Below are 15,761 nucleotides of genomic sequence, written 5' to 3'. Positions count from 1 at the left end.
TCAGTCCTGTTGATATTCATCGGTGTGGCAAAGGTAAATGTGATCACGTTGCTGGCGCATATCGCAGCGATATCGGGTCGAACCATTTTGGACAGAAATGCTATTCAGGATGGTATTTGAACTAATGGAGAACAGCCCATTAGGGTGAACCGTGTCGCCCGTTTCCTGAATCACTCCATTGATTGGCAACCCATTAGCATCGTTGAGAAAACCGTTATAAAGCAGGTCTAAAGTGATATCGGCTTTGCTGGAAAAAACTTGTCCGGGGTGGGCGCGCATAATATTGACCGGCAATTGAATGTGCATATTCAGATCACTGCGGTCATTATGGGTACGAATAAAGAAGCGATCTTGATAGCGAGAAAGTGGGATGGCATAGAGCCCTTCGCCCGTTATCGGATGACCTTCTGCTCGGAAGCTATAAGGTGTCCCTGATAATTCTGGTGTTTCTATCAGTAGTGCCGAGCCGCTGTAGCTGCTGCGCCCCAGGGCCGCCCCTTGTGGGCTGATGGCTATCATGCCGTTATAACTGATCCCGCCATTAGCTATCTTGCTATCAATGCCCACTCGGGCTGACATGTCACCACGGCTTCCGCTACGGTGAGCAAAACTGCCGACGTTATTCGTGTTCCCGCTGGTGCTACCGTTAATACCCAACGCGCTGGTGCCATGGTTGTCGGTGAACTCTTGCTGATAATTGGCACTGGTGGTCAACTGTTGCTGCGCATAGGCGCTGTTGATGCTGGCGCTGCTTTTGCGGAAAGACAATGTGGTATTGAGAAAGACACTGTAATTGTTAGTGCTGAAGAAATTAGCGCCAGAGCTAATTGGGTTGATCCATTGCCCCCCTTTTTGCACACCTAGGGAGAGGTTCAGACCGAATTGCGGCCGTTGCCAGTCCCAACTGCTTTGAATACGGTGCTGTCTATTGTGCTTATATTGATTAAATTGATAACTGAGTTGAGTTGGCCCAAAACGGCGACTATAAGAGGCAGAGGTGCTGCCGTAATTGGGTGCATAAATGGAGACATCTGGCGTCTGATATCGGGCCACCGAGAAGTACCCCAATGCGGCATTCCCGCCGTTTAAGCGCAGATAGCCTCCCCCGTGTTTTTCACCCGACATCATGCCAAGGCTGGGGGTGATCGTCAGGTTGGAGAAACTCCATGGGCGCGATATATTTCCTTCTCCAGCCCAGTGGTGGGCATTGTCTGCCAGCAGCGAGAGATTTGTTTGTAGGTTTTGTATCTTCATGCTGCGGCCAAATTGCACCAAATGGGGAGAGTTGTTGCGGTGGTGTATTGCCCCTTTCCCCATGGTCAAAAACCAACCATGATTGGTTTGAGTGCCAATATTGCTGATGATTTGGCTTTCCTGACTGACGATGCGGCCAGTATTATCCACTAAACGAATTTCAACCTGATAATAGCCACCGGGGAGTTGGTTGTAATCAATCTCATTGCGGCCTAATTGTGCGGGAATACGGCGAATAAGTTGGTTGTCGCGGTAAATTTCATAATCCCCTTCAGTGGTGGCATATAACACCAGACTGCCCGCAGAAGGAGCATCAAGGGCTAAATAACTTTGGCTACCCAAGGTGATGAATTGGTCTAAAGCCGGATTAATTAAGGTATGAATGCTACCCGCACTGTTATCTAGGTTATTCTGCCTTCCCGCCCGTAAATAGAGTGCCTGAAAGTTCTTTTGCAGATACCAACTATCAACCCCTGTTTGGGTTTGGTGCTGATATAATGACTCATTCCCATACTGATAATGGTTCTTTGACCGTGTCGCGTTATAAAACCAATTTATAAAGCCATAAGATTGTAATGGCAAACCAATATAACCTTGCCCTCGGCCAGAGATGGCACGGTAGTTTCTGGCGGTCATGCGCAGGTCAAAAGATTGGTTATGTACTACCCCCCATGTGGTAGTGGGCATCAAGTAGCGGTTATTTGTATTGGATATCGTTATCACATTATTGACCTTATCCAACATGATGTTATGACCTGATAAAATATAGTCACACCCCGTTTGGCACTGTAAATAAGGCAGTTGCGATAAGATTTCCTCTAACAATATAATTGACTGCTCATCAATATTATTATTACGATATTTTTGCGCATCAAAGGTGAGTTGTTGTTTCTCTTCTGAGAAAGAGAGTGGAGCGGGTAGTGTTTTTCCGTCGAATACACCGAGTATTTGTAATGTATTGTGCTCCTCAAGTGCTGAGAACCCCTCAGGGACTAAATGTTCTATGGTTAGCTCTTCTGCTTGAGCTGAATTGAATGCAGAAAAGAGTAACGCCGATAAAATTGCTTGATTAACTTTAAGTGTCTTTGCCATTGGATTCCATTCCATCATTAAATTATAGAGACAGTTTTGCTTTGTTTTATATATTAACGACTTGCATTAGCTCATGTTATATATTGATAACAAAGGGTGATATCGCAAAATATTTAATCCACTGGCTGCGTGTGAAAATATATAAATAAGTTTTTGGCTATTAAGTCCGGCTAAGGATCAAATCACTTAGCCGGATATCTTAGTCAAAGATATGTATCTTCGAAACGGACTTTATAATTAAGTAACAGGTTCTAGGTTAAGCTTTAATGTCCCGCTGTACTTTTCTTCAGCTATCGCTTCTGATGGTTTCTTACCATGTATCACTAGCTCAATATTGCCACTCTTAATTTTATTAGCATCATTACCTTTCAACTGTTCACCACCCAGAATTACCGTCAATTCAGTAAATTCTCTCTCGCCTGGAGCGGTAAGCGATTGCAGTTTAAAGTCGCCGACGATATTAACCTTTATATCTGCGCCGCCATTACGTATAGCAATATTTTCGCTTGCTCCGTAAACATCAGCGGGAGCATTGCCAAAACCAGGTTCTAACGTAATTCGATCTACATCACCACCACCGTTTTTTTGCATAGTGATTACATGTGGAATTTCTGCGCTGACGATAATATTTTTAGTCTCTGCTGTTGCAGTAGCGCTGCTGACCAATGCTGCCATAGTCATAATAGAGAGTAGGGTCTTTTTCATCATAATTACCTAATAGTCCTTTATTTAATCGGAGCCTTATTCCTGAATGGAATGGCACTATTTTACTTAATGATTTTTGTGAGCTGCATATATAAAGGTGATAGTGAGTGTCAATAACATATTATTAATGCAGCCTCTCTCAATAAGCGAAGTTATGCTAACATGACACCTTTAGTGGCTCAACGTCCCTATTGTTGAATTAAGAAAACAAAATAATTTAAGTAATTGACTGAATGAATGTCTAATTTATATTTTCATTGTTAATCCTCTCCATGAGTTGGCGTGACTTTTAATCTACGTTACACTCTCTGCTAATTTAAAATCGTATTGAGTGTAGAGGTTGACTTGTGAGTTAAACGTTTTAATTAAATACACCGAGCAATAAAAAAATTGCAGTCGGGAATTTCGTCCCAACTGCATAAGTTAACGACAAGGATGTTATTATGTTGTGACTGAGTTAAGGGGCAGACTCCATAAGAAGCTTAAGGACACCCGTATATTTGTCGCCTGACTTGGCATTATCGGGTACTTCAGTTTCAAGCCGCAGCTCCTGCACCCTGTTATCTGGCGTAAATTCGTAATCGTCGTCCACCCCCTGTAGCATATTATCATCTATGAAAACATCAGGATATAATCGGTCGTTCTCCCCATTTGCACCGGCCATATAAAAATTTTCTGCAAGTGATAATTTAACTCTTGCACCTTGATTAGCAATTATTTTTATGGGTTGCTTAACTGTCAGTTTGGCAGGAGAAAACACAAGGTGAGAGCCAATCCCATTCCATTTTTCAGGCTTGTATTCAAGTTGTATGTTATTGAATGTGGAGCCATCTGCTTTTGTCAGTATTAAAGGTTCGACGATTTCAGCCTCAACAACGATATCTTTTTGTACAAAGTGAGCGGCATAAGCAGTATTGCTCGTCACTATAGCCATAGTGATAATAGAAAGCAGGGTCTTTTTCATCATAGATACCTTATGTAATTAATACATTCTATAAATATAGAGTTGTTACCCATGCGGGTGATATTAGTTATTCCTGTGAACCCTATAAGCAATGATAATGAGGAAGCTTATAAAAGTGTCAATATGCGAGCATCACAAGAAGACAATAAGGTTAACATGAGAAATAGTGCTCCCTCAAATGGAGATGATCCAGTTACATTTAGTGGTCATCATTTATTATAGTGTGTCTATCATCTATTATATTTTGACTGAATTAAGCGACGTATTCCATAACAAGTTTAAGGATGCCCGTGTATTTGTCTCCTGGTTGGGTGCCGGAGTCTTGAACAACAACTTCTAGGGTTACATCCTTTTCTTTGTTTTTTAAAATAATTTCAGAACCACTCAGAAGAGATAGTTCTTCGTCATCTATGTGAACGTTAGGATATAATCGCTTGTCTTCTCCCTTTGCGTGATGCATGACAAATTCTTCTGCAAGTGAGATTTCAACTTTTGTATCTTGAAGAGCGGTTATTTTGACGGGTTGTGTGGCGACCAAGTAGCTAGGAGCTGCACTAAAGGAAGAATCTGAATGGACATAGCCAGTGCCAAAGTAGTTATGATCAAGAGTAAGATTTAGACTATTAAATGGAGTGCCATCTGCTTTATTCATTGTAATTATTAATGATTCTGCAATCTCGACTTCAATCGAGATATCTTTTTGTACCGAGTGAGCAGCATAAGCACTGCTGCTCGTCACTATAGCCATAGTGATAATAGAAAGCAGGGTCTTTTTCATCATAATTATTACCTTATGTAATTGATTCATTATATAAATAAAAATTGCTTTCCCATGCGGCTGAGGTGTTAATTATTTCCGTGAGCCTTATAAGTAATGATAACAAGGGGCGGTATAGCAAAATAAATGTACGGGCCGTCACAGGACGGCGAGAACACTAACACGCTAAATAGTATTTTCTCAAGCGGTGACGAGTTAGGCGCTATTAAGTTTTATTAATTTCATTTTTTATAATTAGGATTAGTGGAATGAGTTAAGTGTTCTCATTAGTTAATCTTTTTAAATTTATTTTTTAATTTACTCACCATTAAAAATAAAAATTGGATGATGCTGCTGAAAGTACTTCATTGTGAGAAATAAGAAATTCCATGCAGCATTATTTTCATGTCTTTGTCACACCTCCGTCACATTACATTTATATTTCTGTCATGAAACAGTGTCATGTTTGCTTTCGAACAGAAAAATGATTTATTTCGCTCACCTGCAGCCATTTATTGATGTGAGCCATACAGATTCATTCAGGGGCTAGATATGTTTAACCAGACCATTCGCAAAACGTCGATTTGTATCGCGCTAACCTTGGCATTCAGCGCCAATGCCATGGCCGTGACTGAAATTCCTTTCTGGCACTCGATGGAAGGGGAGTTAGGTGTCGAGGTCAACTCGTTAGCTGATCGTTTTAATCAGACGCATAGCGATTATAAGATTGTGCCTGTCTATAAAGGCAATTATGAGCAGAGCCTCGCGGCGGGTATTGCGGCTTTCCGTTCCGGTAAAGCCCCGGCCATTTTGCAGGTTTACGAAGTCGGCACGGCAACCATGATGGCGAGTAAAGCGATCAAGCCAGTGTTCCAAGTATTTAAAGACGCTAATATTAATTTTGATGAATCTGTTTTCGTGCCGACAGTCGCCGGTTATTACACCGACGCCAAAACGGGTCATTTACTCTCCCAGCCATTTAACAGCTCCACTCCGGTGCTGTACTACAACAAAGATGCCTTCAAAAAAGCCGGCCTGAACCCCGATCAACCGCCGAAAACCTGGCAAGAGCTGGCGGCAGATACCGCCAAGTTACGTGCTGCGGGTTCAAGCTGTGGTTACGCCAGCGGTTGGCAAGGGTGGATTCAAATTGAGAACTTCAGCGCTTGGCATGGTCAGCCGATAGCCAGCCGCAATAATGGTTTTGATGGCACTGATGCGGTGTTGGAATTCAATAAGCCATTGCAGGTGAAGCATATTCAATTGCTGTCGGACATGAATAAGAAGGGTGATTTCACCTATTTCGGTCGCAAAGATGAGTCAACCGCCAAGTTTTATAATGGCGATTGCGCTATCACCACCGCCTCTTCCGGTTCGCTGGCGGATATTCGTCATTACGCCAAGTTTAACTATGGTGTCGGCATGATGCCTTACGACGCCGATGCGAAAGATGCTCCACAAAACGCCATTATTGGCGGGGCCAGCTTGTGGGTGATGGACGGCAAAGATAAAGAGACCTACAAGGGCGTGGCTGAATTCCTGCAATTCCTAACCCAACCGGAGATTGCCGCCGAGTGGCACCAGAAGACCGGCTATTTGCCGATTACCACTGCCGCTTATGAGTTGACTCAGCAGCAGGGCTTCTATGACAAGAATCCTGGTGCTGATGTGGCGACTCGCCAAATGCTGAACAAGCCGCCATTGCCTTACACCAAGGGTTTGCGTCTGGGCAATATGCCACAGATTCGTACCGTGGTTGATGAAGAGCTGGAAGGGGTGTGGACCGGTAAGAAGACGCCTCAGGAAGCATTGGACACAGCAGTGAAGCGGGGTGATGTGTTACTGCGCCGCTTCGAACAAGCGAATAAGTAAGGTTATTTGGCGGCTGTACTTGCCTGTCACGCCAAATAGTTTTGTGGGGTATTGAGTTAAGACGCGGTGCTGATCATCAGCATTGCGTCCGATAAGTGGTTAATTTTATGTCATCTTCCCGTCCCGGTTTCTCCTGTAGTTGGCTACCTTATCTGTTGGTCTTCCCCCAACTGGCCATCACGGCGGTTTTTTTCCTTTGGCCTGCTGGTGAAGCCCTGTGGTATTCGGTGCAAATGCTCGATCCTTTCGGCCTCTCCAGCGAATTTGTGGGGCTGAGTAACTTCATTGCGCTCTTTCAGGATGAGTACTATTTAGCCTCGTTTTACACCACACTGATTTTCAGTTCACTGGTGGCGGGGATCGGCCTGATTGTGTCGTTATTTCTGGCCGCGATGGTGGATTATGTGCTGCGCGGCAGCCGTATCTATCAGACGCTAATGATTTTGCCTTATGCCGTGGCCCCTGCGGTGGCGGCTGTTTTGTGGATCTTTCTGTTCAATCCGGGGCTGGGTTTGATTAACCACTTCCTCGCCACACTGGGTTACAACTGGAACCATGCGCAAAATAGCGGGCAGGCGATGTTTCTGGTGGTATTAGCCTCAGTTTGGAAGCAAATTAGCTATAACTTCCTGTTTTTCCTCGCCGCTTTGCAATCTATCCCCCGTTCACTGGTGGAGGCTGCTGCCATAGATGGAGCCGGGCCAGTGCGCCGCTTTTTTAATCTGGTCTTGCCGCTGATATCACCTGTCAGCTTCTTCCTGCTGGTGGTGAACTTGGTTTATGCCTTTTTCGATACCTTTCCGGTTATTGATGCGGCGACTGGCGGTGGCCCGATGCAGGCGACCACCACCCTGATCTATAAAATTTACCGCGAAGGTTTTGCCGGGTTGGATCTCTCCAGCTCAGCCGCCCAGTCGGTGGTTTTGATGTTGCTGGTGATTGGCCTGACGGTGATCCAGTTCCGCTTTGTTGAGCGTAAGGTGCGTTACCAATGATTGAGAATCGCCGTGGGCTGGATATCTTTTGTCACGTCATGCTGATTATTGGCGTGCTGCTGATTCTATTCCCGCTGTATGTCGCTTTTGTGGCGGCATCACTGGATGACACTCAGGTGTTTCAGGTGCCGATGACCCTGATCCCGGGGCCACACTTGTGGCAGAACATCAGCAATATTTGGCACAGCGGGGTGGGCAATAACAGTGCACCTTTCGGGCTGATGCTGTTTAACAGTTTTGTGATGGCTTTCGCGATTACCGTCGGCAAAATCACGGTGTCGATGCTCTCGGCATACGCCATCGTCTATTTTCGCTTTCCGCTGCGAAATCTGTTTTTCTGGCTGATTTTCCTCACTTTGATGTTGCCCGTGGAAGTGCGTATTTTTCCGACAATTCAAGTGATTGCGAATCTGAATATGCTGGATAGCTATACCGGTCTGACCCTGCCGCTAATGGCCTCCGCCACCGCGACTTTCCTCTTCCGCCAGTTCTTTATGACCTTGCCGGATGAGCTATTGGAAGCGGCGCGTATTGATGGTGCAGGGGCGATGCGCTTTTTTTGGGATATCGTGTTGCCGCTATCAAAAACCAATTTAGCGGCGCTGTTTGTGATCACCTTTATTTATGGCTGGAACCAATATCTCTGGCCGATCCTGATCACCAGCGATGCCTCTATGGGCACGGCGGTGGCGGGAATAAGAAGCATGATCTCCACTTCGGGCGCACCGACTCAGTGGAATCAAGTGATGGCGGCAATGATCCTGACCTTAATTCCACCGGTCGCGGTGGTCCTTCTGATGCAGCGTTGGTTTGTACGCGGCCTGGTAGACAGCGAGAAGTAATCTGATATGGCATGTTTAAAGCTCCAAGCAGTAACCAAATCTTACGACGGCATCACGCCGGTGATTAAGCAGATTGATTTAGATGTCGCCGACGGAGAGTTTATCGTGATGGTTGGCCCCTCCGGTTGCGGCAAATCAACCCTGCTGCGGATGGTGGCGGGGCTAGAGCGCACCACCAGCGGGGATATCTATATTGATCATCAGCGAGTGACCGATCTGGAACCTAAAGATCGCGGCATCGCCATGGTGTTTCAGAACTACGCGCTCTATCCCCACATGAGCGTGTTCGACAACATGGCGTATGGCCTGAAAATCCGGGGCTTTGGTAAAGAGCAGATCCGCCAGCGCGTGGATGAGGCGGCACGTATTCTGGAGCTGGAGCCACTGCTAAAACGTAAACCGCGTGAGTTATCCGGCGGCCAGCGGCAACGCGTGGCGATGGGACGCGCCATTGTGCGCGAACCGGCAGTTTTCCTGTTTGATGAGCCGCTCTCTAATCTGGATGCCAAATTGCGGGTGCAGATGCGACTCGAACTACAACAACTGCACCGTCGGCTGAAAACGACCAGCTTGTATGTGACTCACGATCAGGTTGAGGCGATGACACTGGCGCAGCGGGTGATCGTGATGAACAAAGGCGTGGCGGAGCAAATTGGCACGCCAAGCGAAGTCTACCAGCGACCCGCGTCACTGTTCGTCGCCAGCTTTATCGGCTCACCCGCCATGAACCTATTCGACGGCACCGTCAGTGCAGAGGGGCGCGCGTTTATTTTATCGGACGGGATGCGCCTACCGCTGGAAACACCTCGGCCACAATGGGCTTCCCGGCGCTTGACCTTGGGTATCCGCCCGGAGCATATTCAGCAGACAACGTCAGCGCAGGGCGTGCCGATGGCATTATTGACCCTAGAATTATTGGGGGCCGATAATCTGGCACACGGGGTGTGGGGCGGGCAGAGTATTATTGCCCGCTTATCCCATGAGGAGATGCCCACTGCGGGCACGGTATTAAATCTCTATCTCCCGCCTGCGGCGCTGCACTTTTTTGATTCAGATAGCGGATTACGGATGGACTCATGAGTAAAAACTGGCCTTATCCTGCCATCGTTGCCCATCGGGGCGGCGGTGCATTGGCACCGGAAAACACCTTGGCGGCCATTGATGTGGGTGCTCACTACGGCCACAAGATGATTGAATTTGATGCCAAATTATCCCAAGACGGCCAGATATTTCTGCTGCACGATGACACGCTGGAGCGCACCAGCAATGGCTGGGGTGTGGCGGGCGATTTGCCGTGGGAAAAACTGATCCAGTTGGATGCCGGTGACTGGTATAGCGCCGAATTTCGAGGTGAGCGCTTACCACTTCTATCCGAAGTGGCCGCCCGCTGTGCGCAACACGGCATGGCCGCAAATATTGAAATTAAGCCGACCACGGGTACGGAAGAGGCTACTGGGCGGGCTATCGCGCTGGCGGCTCGCCAGTTGTGGCAGGATCAGGCGATACCGCCGCTGCTGTCGTCATTCTCCTTCGACGCCTTAGCCGCCGCGCAACAGGCCGCACCTGAGTTGCCGCGTGGGTTATTGCTGGATCAGTGGGATGATCACTGGCAAGCATTGACCCAGCAGCTGGATTGCGTCTCTCTGCATATCAATCACAAAGCGCTGACAGCAGAGAGAGTAGCGCTGCTCAAGGGCGCAGGGCTGCATATTTTGGTCTATACCGTCAATCAGCCAGCCCGCGCGCAGGAATTGTTAAATTGGGGCGTTGACTCTATCTGCACCGACCGTATAGATTCAATATATCTTCGTACTTGAAGCTACAGGGGCGTTAGCCGCGCTCACTCACCCGAATTACATACTTGCGTATGCTCATCGGGATTCGCTTACTTGCTGCCTACCTGTAACTCCAATGACTTTGATATATACAGAACAGGAAACAGACAGGTCAGCCATTTTACATTGTCGGGCTGACCTGCCCGGTTTGACAGGAAGTGAATTATGCCCGCCTTTGTTATTTCGCTCTGGCACCAGATTGTCTTGTCTTCACCGCTCTTTGTTCTGCTCGCTCTGGGGTACTGTTTGGTGCGATTCGGTAAATGGCCCTCCACCATCACCGATGGCCTCACCCGCTTTGTGTTCTCCCTCGCGTTACCCGCCATGCTGTTCCGTATGATGTGCGACTTCTCCGAGCGCCCCGCAGTGGATGCCCGCCTGCTGATCGCCTTTTTTGGCAGTTGCTTAGTGGTGTTTGTCATCGGGCGAATGATCGCCAAACGGGTGTTTCATCTGGATGGTGTCTCCGGCTCGGTGTTTGCTCTCGGCGGGATTTTCTCCAATAACGTGATGTTAGGGTTGCCCATTGCCACCCTGATGCTGGGGGAGAAATCGATTCCGGCAGTGGCACTGGTATTGGTATTTAACGGCCTGATTTTGTGGACATTGGTGACGATTTCGGTCGAGTGGGCGCGTAATGGATCGCCGACCATGGCGGGGTTTGTGAAAACGGCGCGTAGCGTGCTGACGAACCCGCTGATTATTGGGATTATCTCCGGCACCTTATTCAGCCTGACGGGGTTGTCACTGCCGCAATTTATCGACCAACCTGTCACCATGCTAGGGCAAGTTGCGCCACCGCTGTCACTGATTGTGCTGGGAATGGGGCTGGCGGAGTATCGGGTCACCGAAGGTTGGCAAATCAGCAGTGCCATCTGCTTCCTCAAACTGATTGTCCAGCCGATGGTGATTTGGGCGCTGGCATGGACGATGAATCTGCCCGTGCTGGAAACACAGGTAGTGGTATTGCTGGGGTCAATGGCGACTGGCGTGAATGTGTATCTTATGTCGCGCCAGTTTAATGTGCTAACCGGCCCCGCCGCCGCCAGCTTGGTGATGTCCACCGTGCTGGCCGCCGTCACCACCCCACTGATCCTGACCATTATTGGGGTAGGGATGTAGCTCGGCGCTGTAAAAACGGTGATGTAAAATAGCCGCAGAACACTCAGTGGGTTTCATTTTGACCAGATGTAAACCCACTTCGCACAAAACTCCTCTCTCACTTCCGCTACAATGGCACTTTATCCCCTCATTGAGCCTAATTATCGTGCCGTTACTGGTCATTACCACCATTTTGTGGGCGTTCTCTTTTAGCCTGATTGGCGAATATCTGGCAGGGCAGGTGGATAGCTGGTTCTCCGTGCTGATGCGAGTCGGCTTAGCGGCGCTGGTCTTTTTGCCGTTTCTGCGCTGGCGTAATATCCGTTGGCAAGTGATTCTGCTGTATATGGTGGTGGGTGCAATTCAGTTAGGTATCATGTACTTATTCAGCTTCCGCGCCTATCTCTACCTGACGGTGCCGGAGTTTTTGCTGTTTACCGTGATGACCCCGCTGTATGTCACTTTGATTTATGATTTGCTACGTCGTCAGCGGCTACGGTGGGGCTATGCCCTCAGTGCATTGCTGGCGGTGGTGGGGGCGGCGATTATTCGTTATGACCACCTGAGTGAGCATTTTTGGTGGGGATTGGTGCTGGTACAGGCAGCAAACCTCTGTTTTGCCATCGGGCAAGTCGGTTACAAGCGGCTGATGGAAGTGCACCCGATCCCGCAGCATGTGGCCTTTTCATGGTTCTACGTCGGGGCCTTTTTGGTCGCTGTTTTCGCTTGGTTTGCTTTCGGCAATCCACAAAAGCTGCCGACAACGGAATTACAGTGGGGCGTGCTGGTGTGGCTTGGCGTCGGTGCTTCTGGCTTGGGCTATTTCATGTGGAATTATGGTGCGACACAGGTTGATGCCGGCACCTTGGGTATCATGAATAACGTGCATGTCCCGGCTGGGTTACTGGTGAATTTGGCCATCTGGCAGGAAAAACCCCATTGGCCCAGCTTTATCATTGGTGCAACGGTGATAATGGCCTCGCTATGGGTACACCGGCGTTGGGTCGCTCCGCACTCTTTACAAAGGGCAGATGATCGCAAGCGTGCTGCCGAGCCGAACGAATAAACGCCTCAGTCACCGGTTGGCGCTGCTCTCCATCACGGACGGCAGCGTATAACCGGCTCCATAAGCCATCCCCCAGTGTTTTCGTGGTAATCAACCCCTGACGCTCAAAGCTCTCCACCACCCAATGAGGGAGTGCGGCGATCCCCATCCGTGCAGAGACCATTTGAATCAGCAGCAAGGTGTTATCAACATTTTTCAGCACCGGATTGACCCCTGACGGTTGCAGGAAATGCCGCCAGATATCTAATCGCTGCCGTTGCACTGGGTAGATCATCAACACTTCCGGCGCTAAATCTTCCGGCTCAATGCGGGCTTTATTGGCTAATGGGTGATCCGGTGCCAGTACTAAACGCACCTCAAAATCAAACATTGGCGAATAGTGCAGCCCACTGCGCGGCAAAATATCGGAGGTCAGCACCAAATCCAGCCCCCCTTGCTGTAAGGCAGGTTGCGGATCGAAGGTCACCCCTGACTGGAAATCCATCGCCACTTGTGGCCAGTTTTTGTGGAAGTTATCCAACGCGGGCGTTAGCCATTGAATGCAGCTATGGCACTCGATTGCGATGCGCAGCGCAGTTTGGTGCGGCTCGTTGCAGGTTTGCAGCGCCTGTTTAATCTGTGGCAACACTTGTTCTGCCAGCTGTAGCAGGATCTCTCCCTGTGTGGTGAAACGCAGCGGCTGGCTTTTACGCACAAACAGACGAAAGCCCAGCCGCTGTTCCAGATCGCTGAATTGATGGGACAGGGCCGATTGGGTCTGATGAAGTTGTGTCGCCGCCGCTGCCAGTGAGCCGGTATTACGCAAGGCTTGCAGGGTGCGTAAGTGTTTCAGTTCGATCATGAGAGTCCTTCACAGTGACAGTGAACAAATTGCGCTTGTGGATTATACAGTACCTGCTGATTATGGATGTGTAAACATCTGGATGGCTAAATGGGGAATATGACGATGACAATTTTAAATCACACACTGGGTTTTCCGCGTGTAGGTCTGAAACGTGAACTGAAAAAAGCACAAGAAAGTTACTGGGCAGGCAACTCCACGCAAGAAGAATTGCTCAATGTGGGTCGTGAATTGCGCGCCCGCCATTGGCAACAACAGCAACAAGCGGGCGTTGATTTACTGCCCGTGGGTGACTTTGCTTGGTATGACCATGTACTGACCACCAGTTTGCTGCTGGGTAACGTCCCAGAGCGCCATCAGAATGCGGATGGCTCGATTGATTTAGATACCTTATTCCGCATTGGTCGTGGTCGTGCGCCAACTGGCACCCCGGCGGCAGCAGCAGAAATGACCAAATGGTTTAACACCAACTATCACTACATGGTGCCTGAGTTCCAACAAGGTCAGCAGTTCAAACTGGGCTGGACTCAGTTGTTGGATGAAGTTGATGAAGCGCTGGCCTTGGGCCACAAAATCAAGCCGGTACTGCTCGGCCCGGTGACCTACCTGTGGCTGGGTAAAGTGAAAGGTGAGCAGTTTGATCGCCTCTCATTGCTGAAAGATATTCTGCCGGTTTATCAGCAAGTCTTGGCTGAATTGGCAAAACGTGGCATCGAGTGGGTGCAGATTGATGAGCCAGCACTGGTGCTGGAACTGCCCGCAGAGTGGCAGGCGGCTTTCCAGCCGGCATATCAGGCGCTGCAAGGCCAAGTCAAATTATTGCTGACCACCTATTTCGACAGCATCGGCCATAACCTCGACACTATCCGTGCACTGCCGGTGCAAGGTCTGCATGTTGATGTGGTTGCGGGTCAGGATGATATTGCGGCTCTAAATGTACAACTGCCAAAAAACTGGCTGCTATCACTGGGGGTTATCAATGGGCGCAACGTATGGCGTGCTGATCTCAGTCATTGGTTCGAGCGCTTACAGCCACTGATTAATAGCCGCCCGTTATGGCTCGGCAGCTCTTGCTCCCTATTACACAGCCCGATTGATTTAAGTGAAGAGACCCGCCTTGATGCTGAGGTGAAAAGTTGGTTCGCCTTTGCCCTACAAAAATGTGCTGAGCTGGCATTGCTCACTCAGGCGTTGAATGCCCCGAGTGAAGCCAAGCTGACGGAACTGGCCGCTTACAGCGCGCCAATTCGCGCCCGCCGTGCTTCCAGCCGAGTACATAATGTGCAAGTGGGGCAACGTCTGGCGGCCATTACCGCGCAAGATATTGAGCGCCAACTGCCTTATGAAGCTCGTGCTGAATCTCAGCGTAAGCGCTTTAACTTGCCCGCCTGGCCGACCACCACCATTGGCTCATTCCCGCAAACCACTGAAATCCGTGGCCTGCGTCTGGACTTCAAACAGGGTCGTTTGGACGGTAAAAACTACCGTATCGGCATCAGCGAGCATATCAAGCAAGCTATCGCGGAACAGGAGCGTTTGGGTCTGGATGTGCTGGTGCATGGTGAAGCTGAACGTAACGACATGGTGGAGTATTTCGGCGAGCATCTGGACGGTTTTGTCTTCACTCAAAATGGCTGGGTACAGAGTTACGGCTCCCGCTGTGTGAAGCCGCCAGTGATTATTGGCGACATCAGCCGCCCGGAAGCCATTACGGTTGAGTGGGCTAAATATGCTCAGTCACTGACGGACAAGCCGGTAAAAGGGATGCTGACGGGGCCAGTCACCATTTTGTGTTGGTCATTCCCGCGCGAAGATGTCAGCCGAGAAACTATCGCCAAACAAATTGCGCTGGCACTGCGTGATGAAGTGGAAGACCTTGAAAAAGCAGGCATTGGCATCATCCAGATTGATGAACCTGCACTGCGTGAAGGGTTACCGCTGCGCCGCGCTGACTGGCAAACCTATCTGCAATGGGCGGTTGACGCCTTTAAATTGAATGCGGCGGTTGCGCAAAACGATACCCAAATTCACACTCACATGTGTTATTGCGAGTTCAATGACATCATGGATTCCATTGCTGCGCTGGATGCGGATGTGATTACTATCGAAACCTCGCGTTCAGATATGGAGCTGCTGGAATCATTTGAAGATTTCGCTTATCCGAATGAAATTGGTCCCGGTGTTTATGATATTCACTCGCCGAATGTGCCAAGTGTGGAATGGATTGAAGCGCTATTACGCAAAGCCGCTCAGCGTATCCCCGCAGAGCGTTTGTGGGTTAACCCAGATTGCGGCCTGAAAACCCGTGGCTGGCCGGAGACCCGTCAGGCATTGGCAAACATGGTGCTGGCGGCGCAGCGTTTGCGCGAAGAACAGATCTGATTCAGACCTATTTACTCTGTGTTGTGAGACTTGGGCGCATATCGCGCCCTTTTTT

At 49.0% G+C, this 15,761-nt stretch carries 13 protein-coding genes; 8 read left to right on the top strand and 5 right to left on the bottom strand.

Annotated elements, in window-relative coordinates; translation table 11 throughout:
- The 4 genes from HRD69_RS03985 to HRD69_RS03970 form a co-directional block, all read right to left on the bottom strand.
- Positions 1-2,361, bottom strand: coding sequence for a TcfC E-set like domain-containing protein (locus tag HRD69_RS03985; RefSeq protein WP_004875856.1), 2,361 nt, complete (start codon positions 2,359-2,361; stop codon positions 1-3).
- A 222-nt stretch (positions 2,362-2,583) separates the two neighbouring features.
- On the bottom strand, positions 2,584-3,054 hold the full coding sequence (locus tag HRD69_RS03980; RefSeq protein WP_004875857.1) for a CS1 type fimbrial major subunit: 471 nt from the start codon (positions 3,052-3,054) through the stop codon (positions 2,584-2,586).
- A 454-nt stretch (positions 3,055-3,508) separates the two neighbouring features.
- Positions 3,509-4,018, bottom strand: coding sequence for a CS1 type fimbrial major subunit (locus HRD69_RS03975; RefSeq protein ID WP_004875858.1), 510 nt, complete (start codon positions 4,016-4,018; stop codon positions 3,509-3,511).
- 250 nt (positions 4,019-4,268) lie between these two features.
- Positions 4,269-4,796 carry a hypothetical protein gene (locus tag HRD69_RS03970; RefSeq protein ID WP_032814896.1) on the bottom strand — a complete coding sequence of 176 codons (528 nt, stop codon included), beginning with the start codon at positions 4,794-4,796 and terminating at the stop codon, positions 4,269-4,271.
- Between the two features lie 528 nt (positions 4,797-5,324).
- On the opposite strand from HRD69_RS03970, the gene ugpB reads away from it, so the two are divergent.
- From ugpB to HRD69_RS03935, 7 genes are all read left to right on the top strand, one after another.
- A complete protein-coding gene (gene ugpB, locus HRD69_RS03965) occupies positions 5,325-6,644 on the top strand; it encodes a sn-glycerol-3-phosphate ABC transporter substrate-binding protein UgpB (protein ID WP_004875860.1) in 1,320 nt (439 codons plus the stop codon).
- 107 nt (positions 6,645-6,751) lie between these two features.
- Positions 6,752-7,639 carry a sn-glycerol-3-phosphate ABC transporter permease UgpA gene (gene ugpA, locus HRD69_RS03960; protein ID WP_032814898.1) on the top strand — a complete coding sequence of 296 codons (888 nt, stop codon included), beginning with the start codon at positions 6,752-6,754 and terminating at the stop codon, positions 7,637-7,639.
- Positions 7,636-8,481 carry a sn-glycerol-3-phosphate ABC transporter permease UgpE gene (gene ugpE, locus HRD69_RS03955; protein WP_032814899.1) on the top strand — a complete coding sequence of 282 codons (846 nt, stop codon included), beginning with the start codon at positions 7,636-7,638 and terminating at the stop codon, positions 8,479-8,481. The genes ugpA and ugpE overlap by 4 nt, the downstream gene beginning before the upstream one ends.
- Before the next feature lie 6 nt (positions 8,482-8,487).
- Positions 8,488-9,561 carry a sn-glycerol-3-phosphate import ATP-binding protein UgpC gene (locus HRD69_RS03950; RefSeq protein ID WP_172984597.1) on the top strand — a complete coding sequence of 358 codons (1,074 nt, stop codon included), beginning with the start codon at positions 8,488-8,490 and terminating at the stop codon, positions 9,559-9,561.
- Positions 9,558-10,298, top strand: coding sequence for a glycerophosphodiester phosphodiesterase (ugpQ, locus tag HRD69_RS03945; protein ID WP_004875864.1), 741 nt, complete (start codon positions 9,558-9,560; stop codon positions 10,296-10,298). The genes HRD69_RS03950 and ugpQ overlap by 4 nt, the downstream gene beginning before the upstream one ends.
- 183 nt (positions 10,299-10,481) lie before the next feature.
- A complete protein-coding gene (locus tag HRD69_RS03940; RefSeq protein WP_004875865.1) occupies positions 10,482-11,438 on the top strand; it encodes an AEC family transporter in 957 nt (318 codons plus the stop codon).
- Positions 11,439-11,583: 145 nt separating this feature from the next.
- On the top strand, positions 11,584-12,483 hold the full coding sequence (locus tag HRD69_RS03935) for a carboxylate/amino acid/amine transporter (protein ID WP_032814900.1): 900 nt from the start codon (positions 11,584-11,586) through the stop codon (positions 12,481-12,483).
- Here HRD69_RS03935 and metR read toward each other — a convergent pair.
- The gene (metR, locus tag HRD69_RS03930) at positions 12,371-13,324 is read right to left on the bottom strand and encodes an HTH-type transcriptional regulator MetR (RefSeq protein WP_032814901.1); all 954 of its coding nucleotides are present in this window, start codon (positions 13,322-13,324) and stop codon (positions 12,371-12,373) included. The genes HRD69_RS03935 and metR overlap by 113 nt on opposite strands.
- 105 nt (positions 13,325-13,429) lie before the next feature.
- Between metR and metE the strand changes: the two genes are divergently transcribed.
- Positions 13,430-15,706, top strand: coding sequence for a 5-methyltetrahydropteroyltriglutamate--homocysteine S-methyltransferase (metE, locus tag HRD69_RS03925; RefSeq protein WP_080545050.1), 2,277 nt, complete (start codon positions 13,430-13,432; stop codon positions 15,704-15,706).
- Positions 15,707-15,761: the final 55 nt, after the last annotated feature.

The organism is Yersinia mollaretii ATCC 43969 (assembly GCF_013282725.1).
GTDB classification, from domain to species: Bacteria; Pseudomonadota; Gammaproteobacteria; order Enterobacterales; family Enterobacteriaceae; genus Yersinia; species Yersinia mollaretii.
The sequence above is the reverse complement of the archived record's forward strand: the minus strand, read 5'-3'. Positions and strand labels throughout refer to the sequence as shown.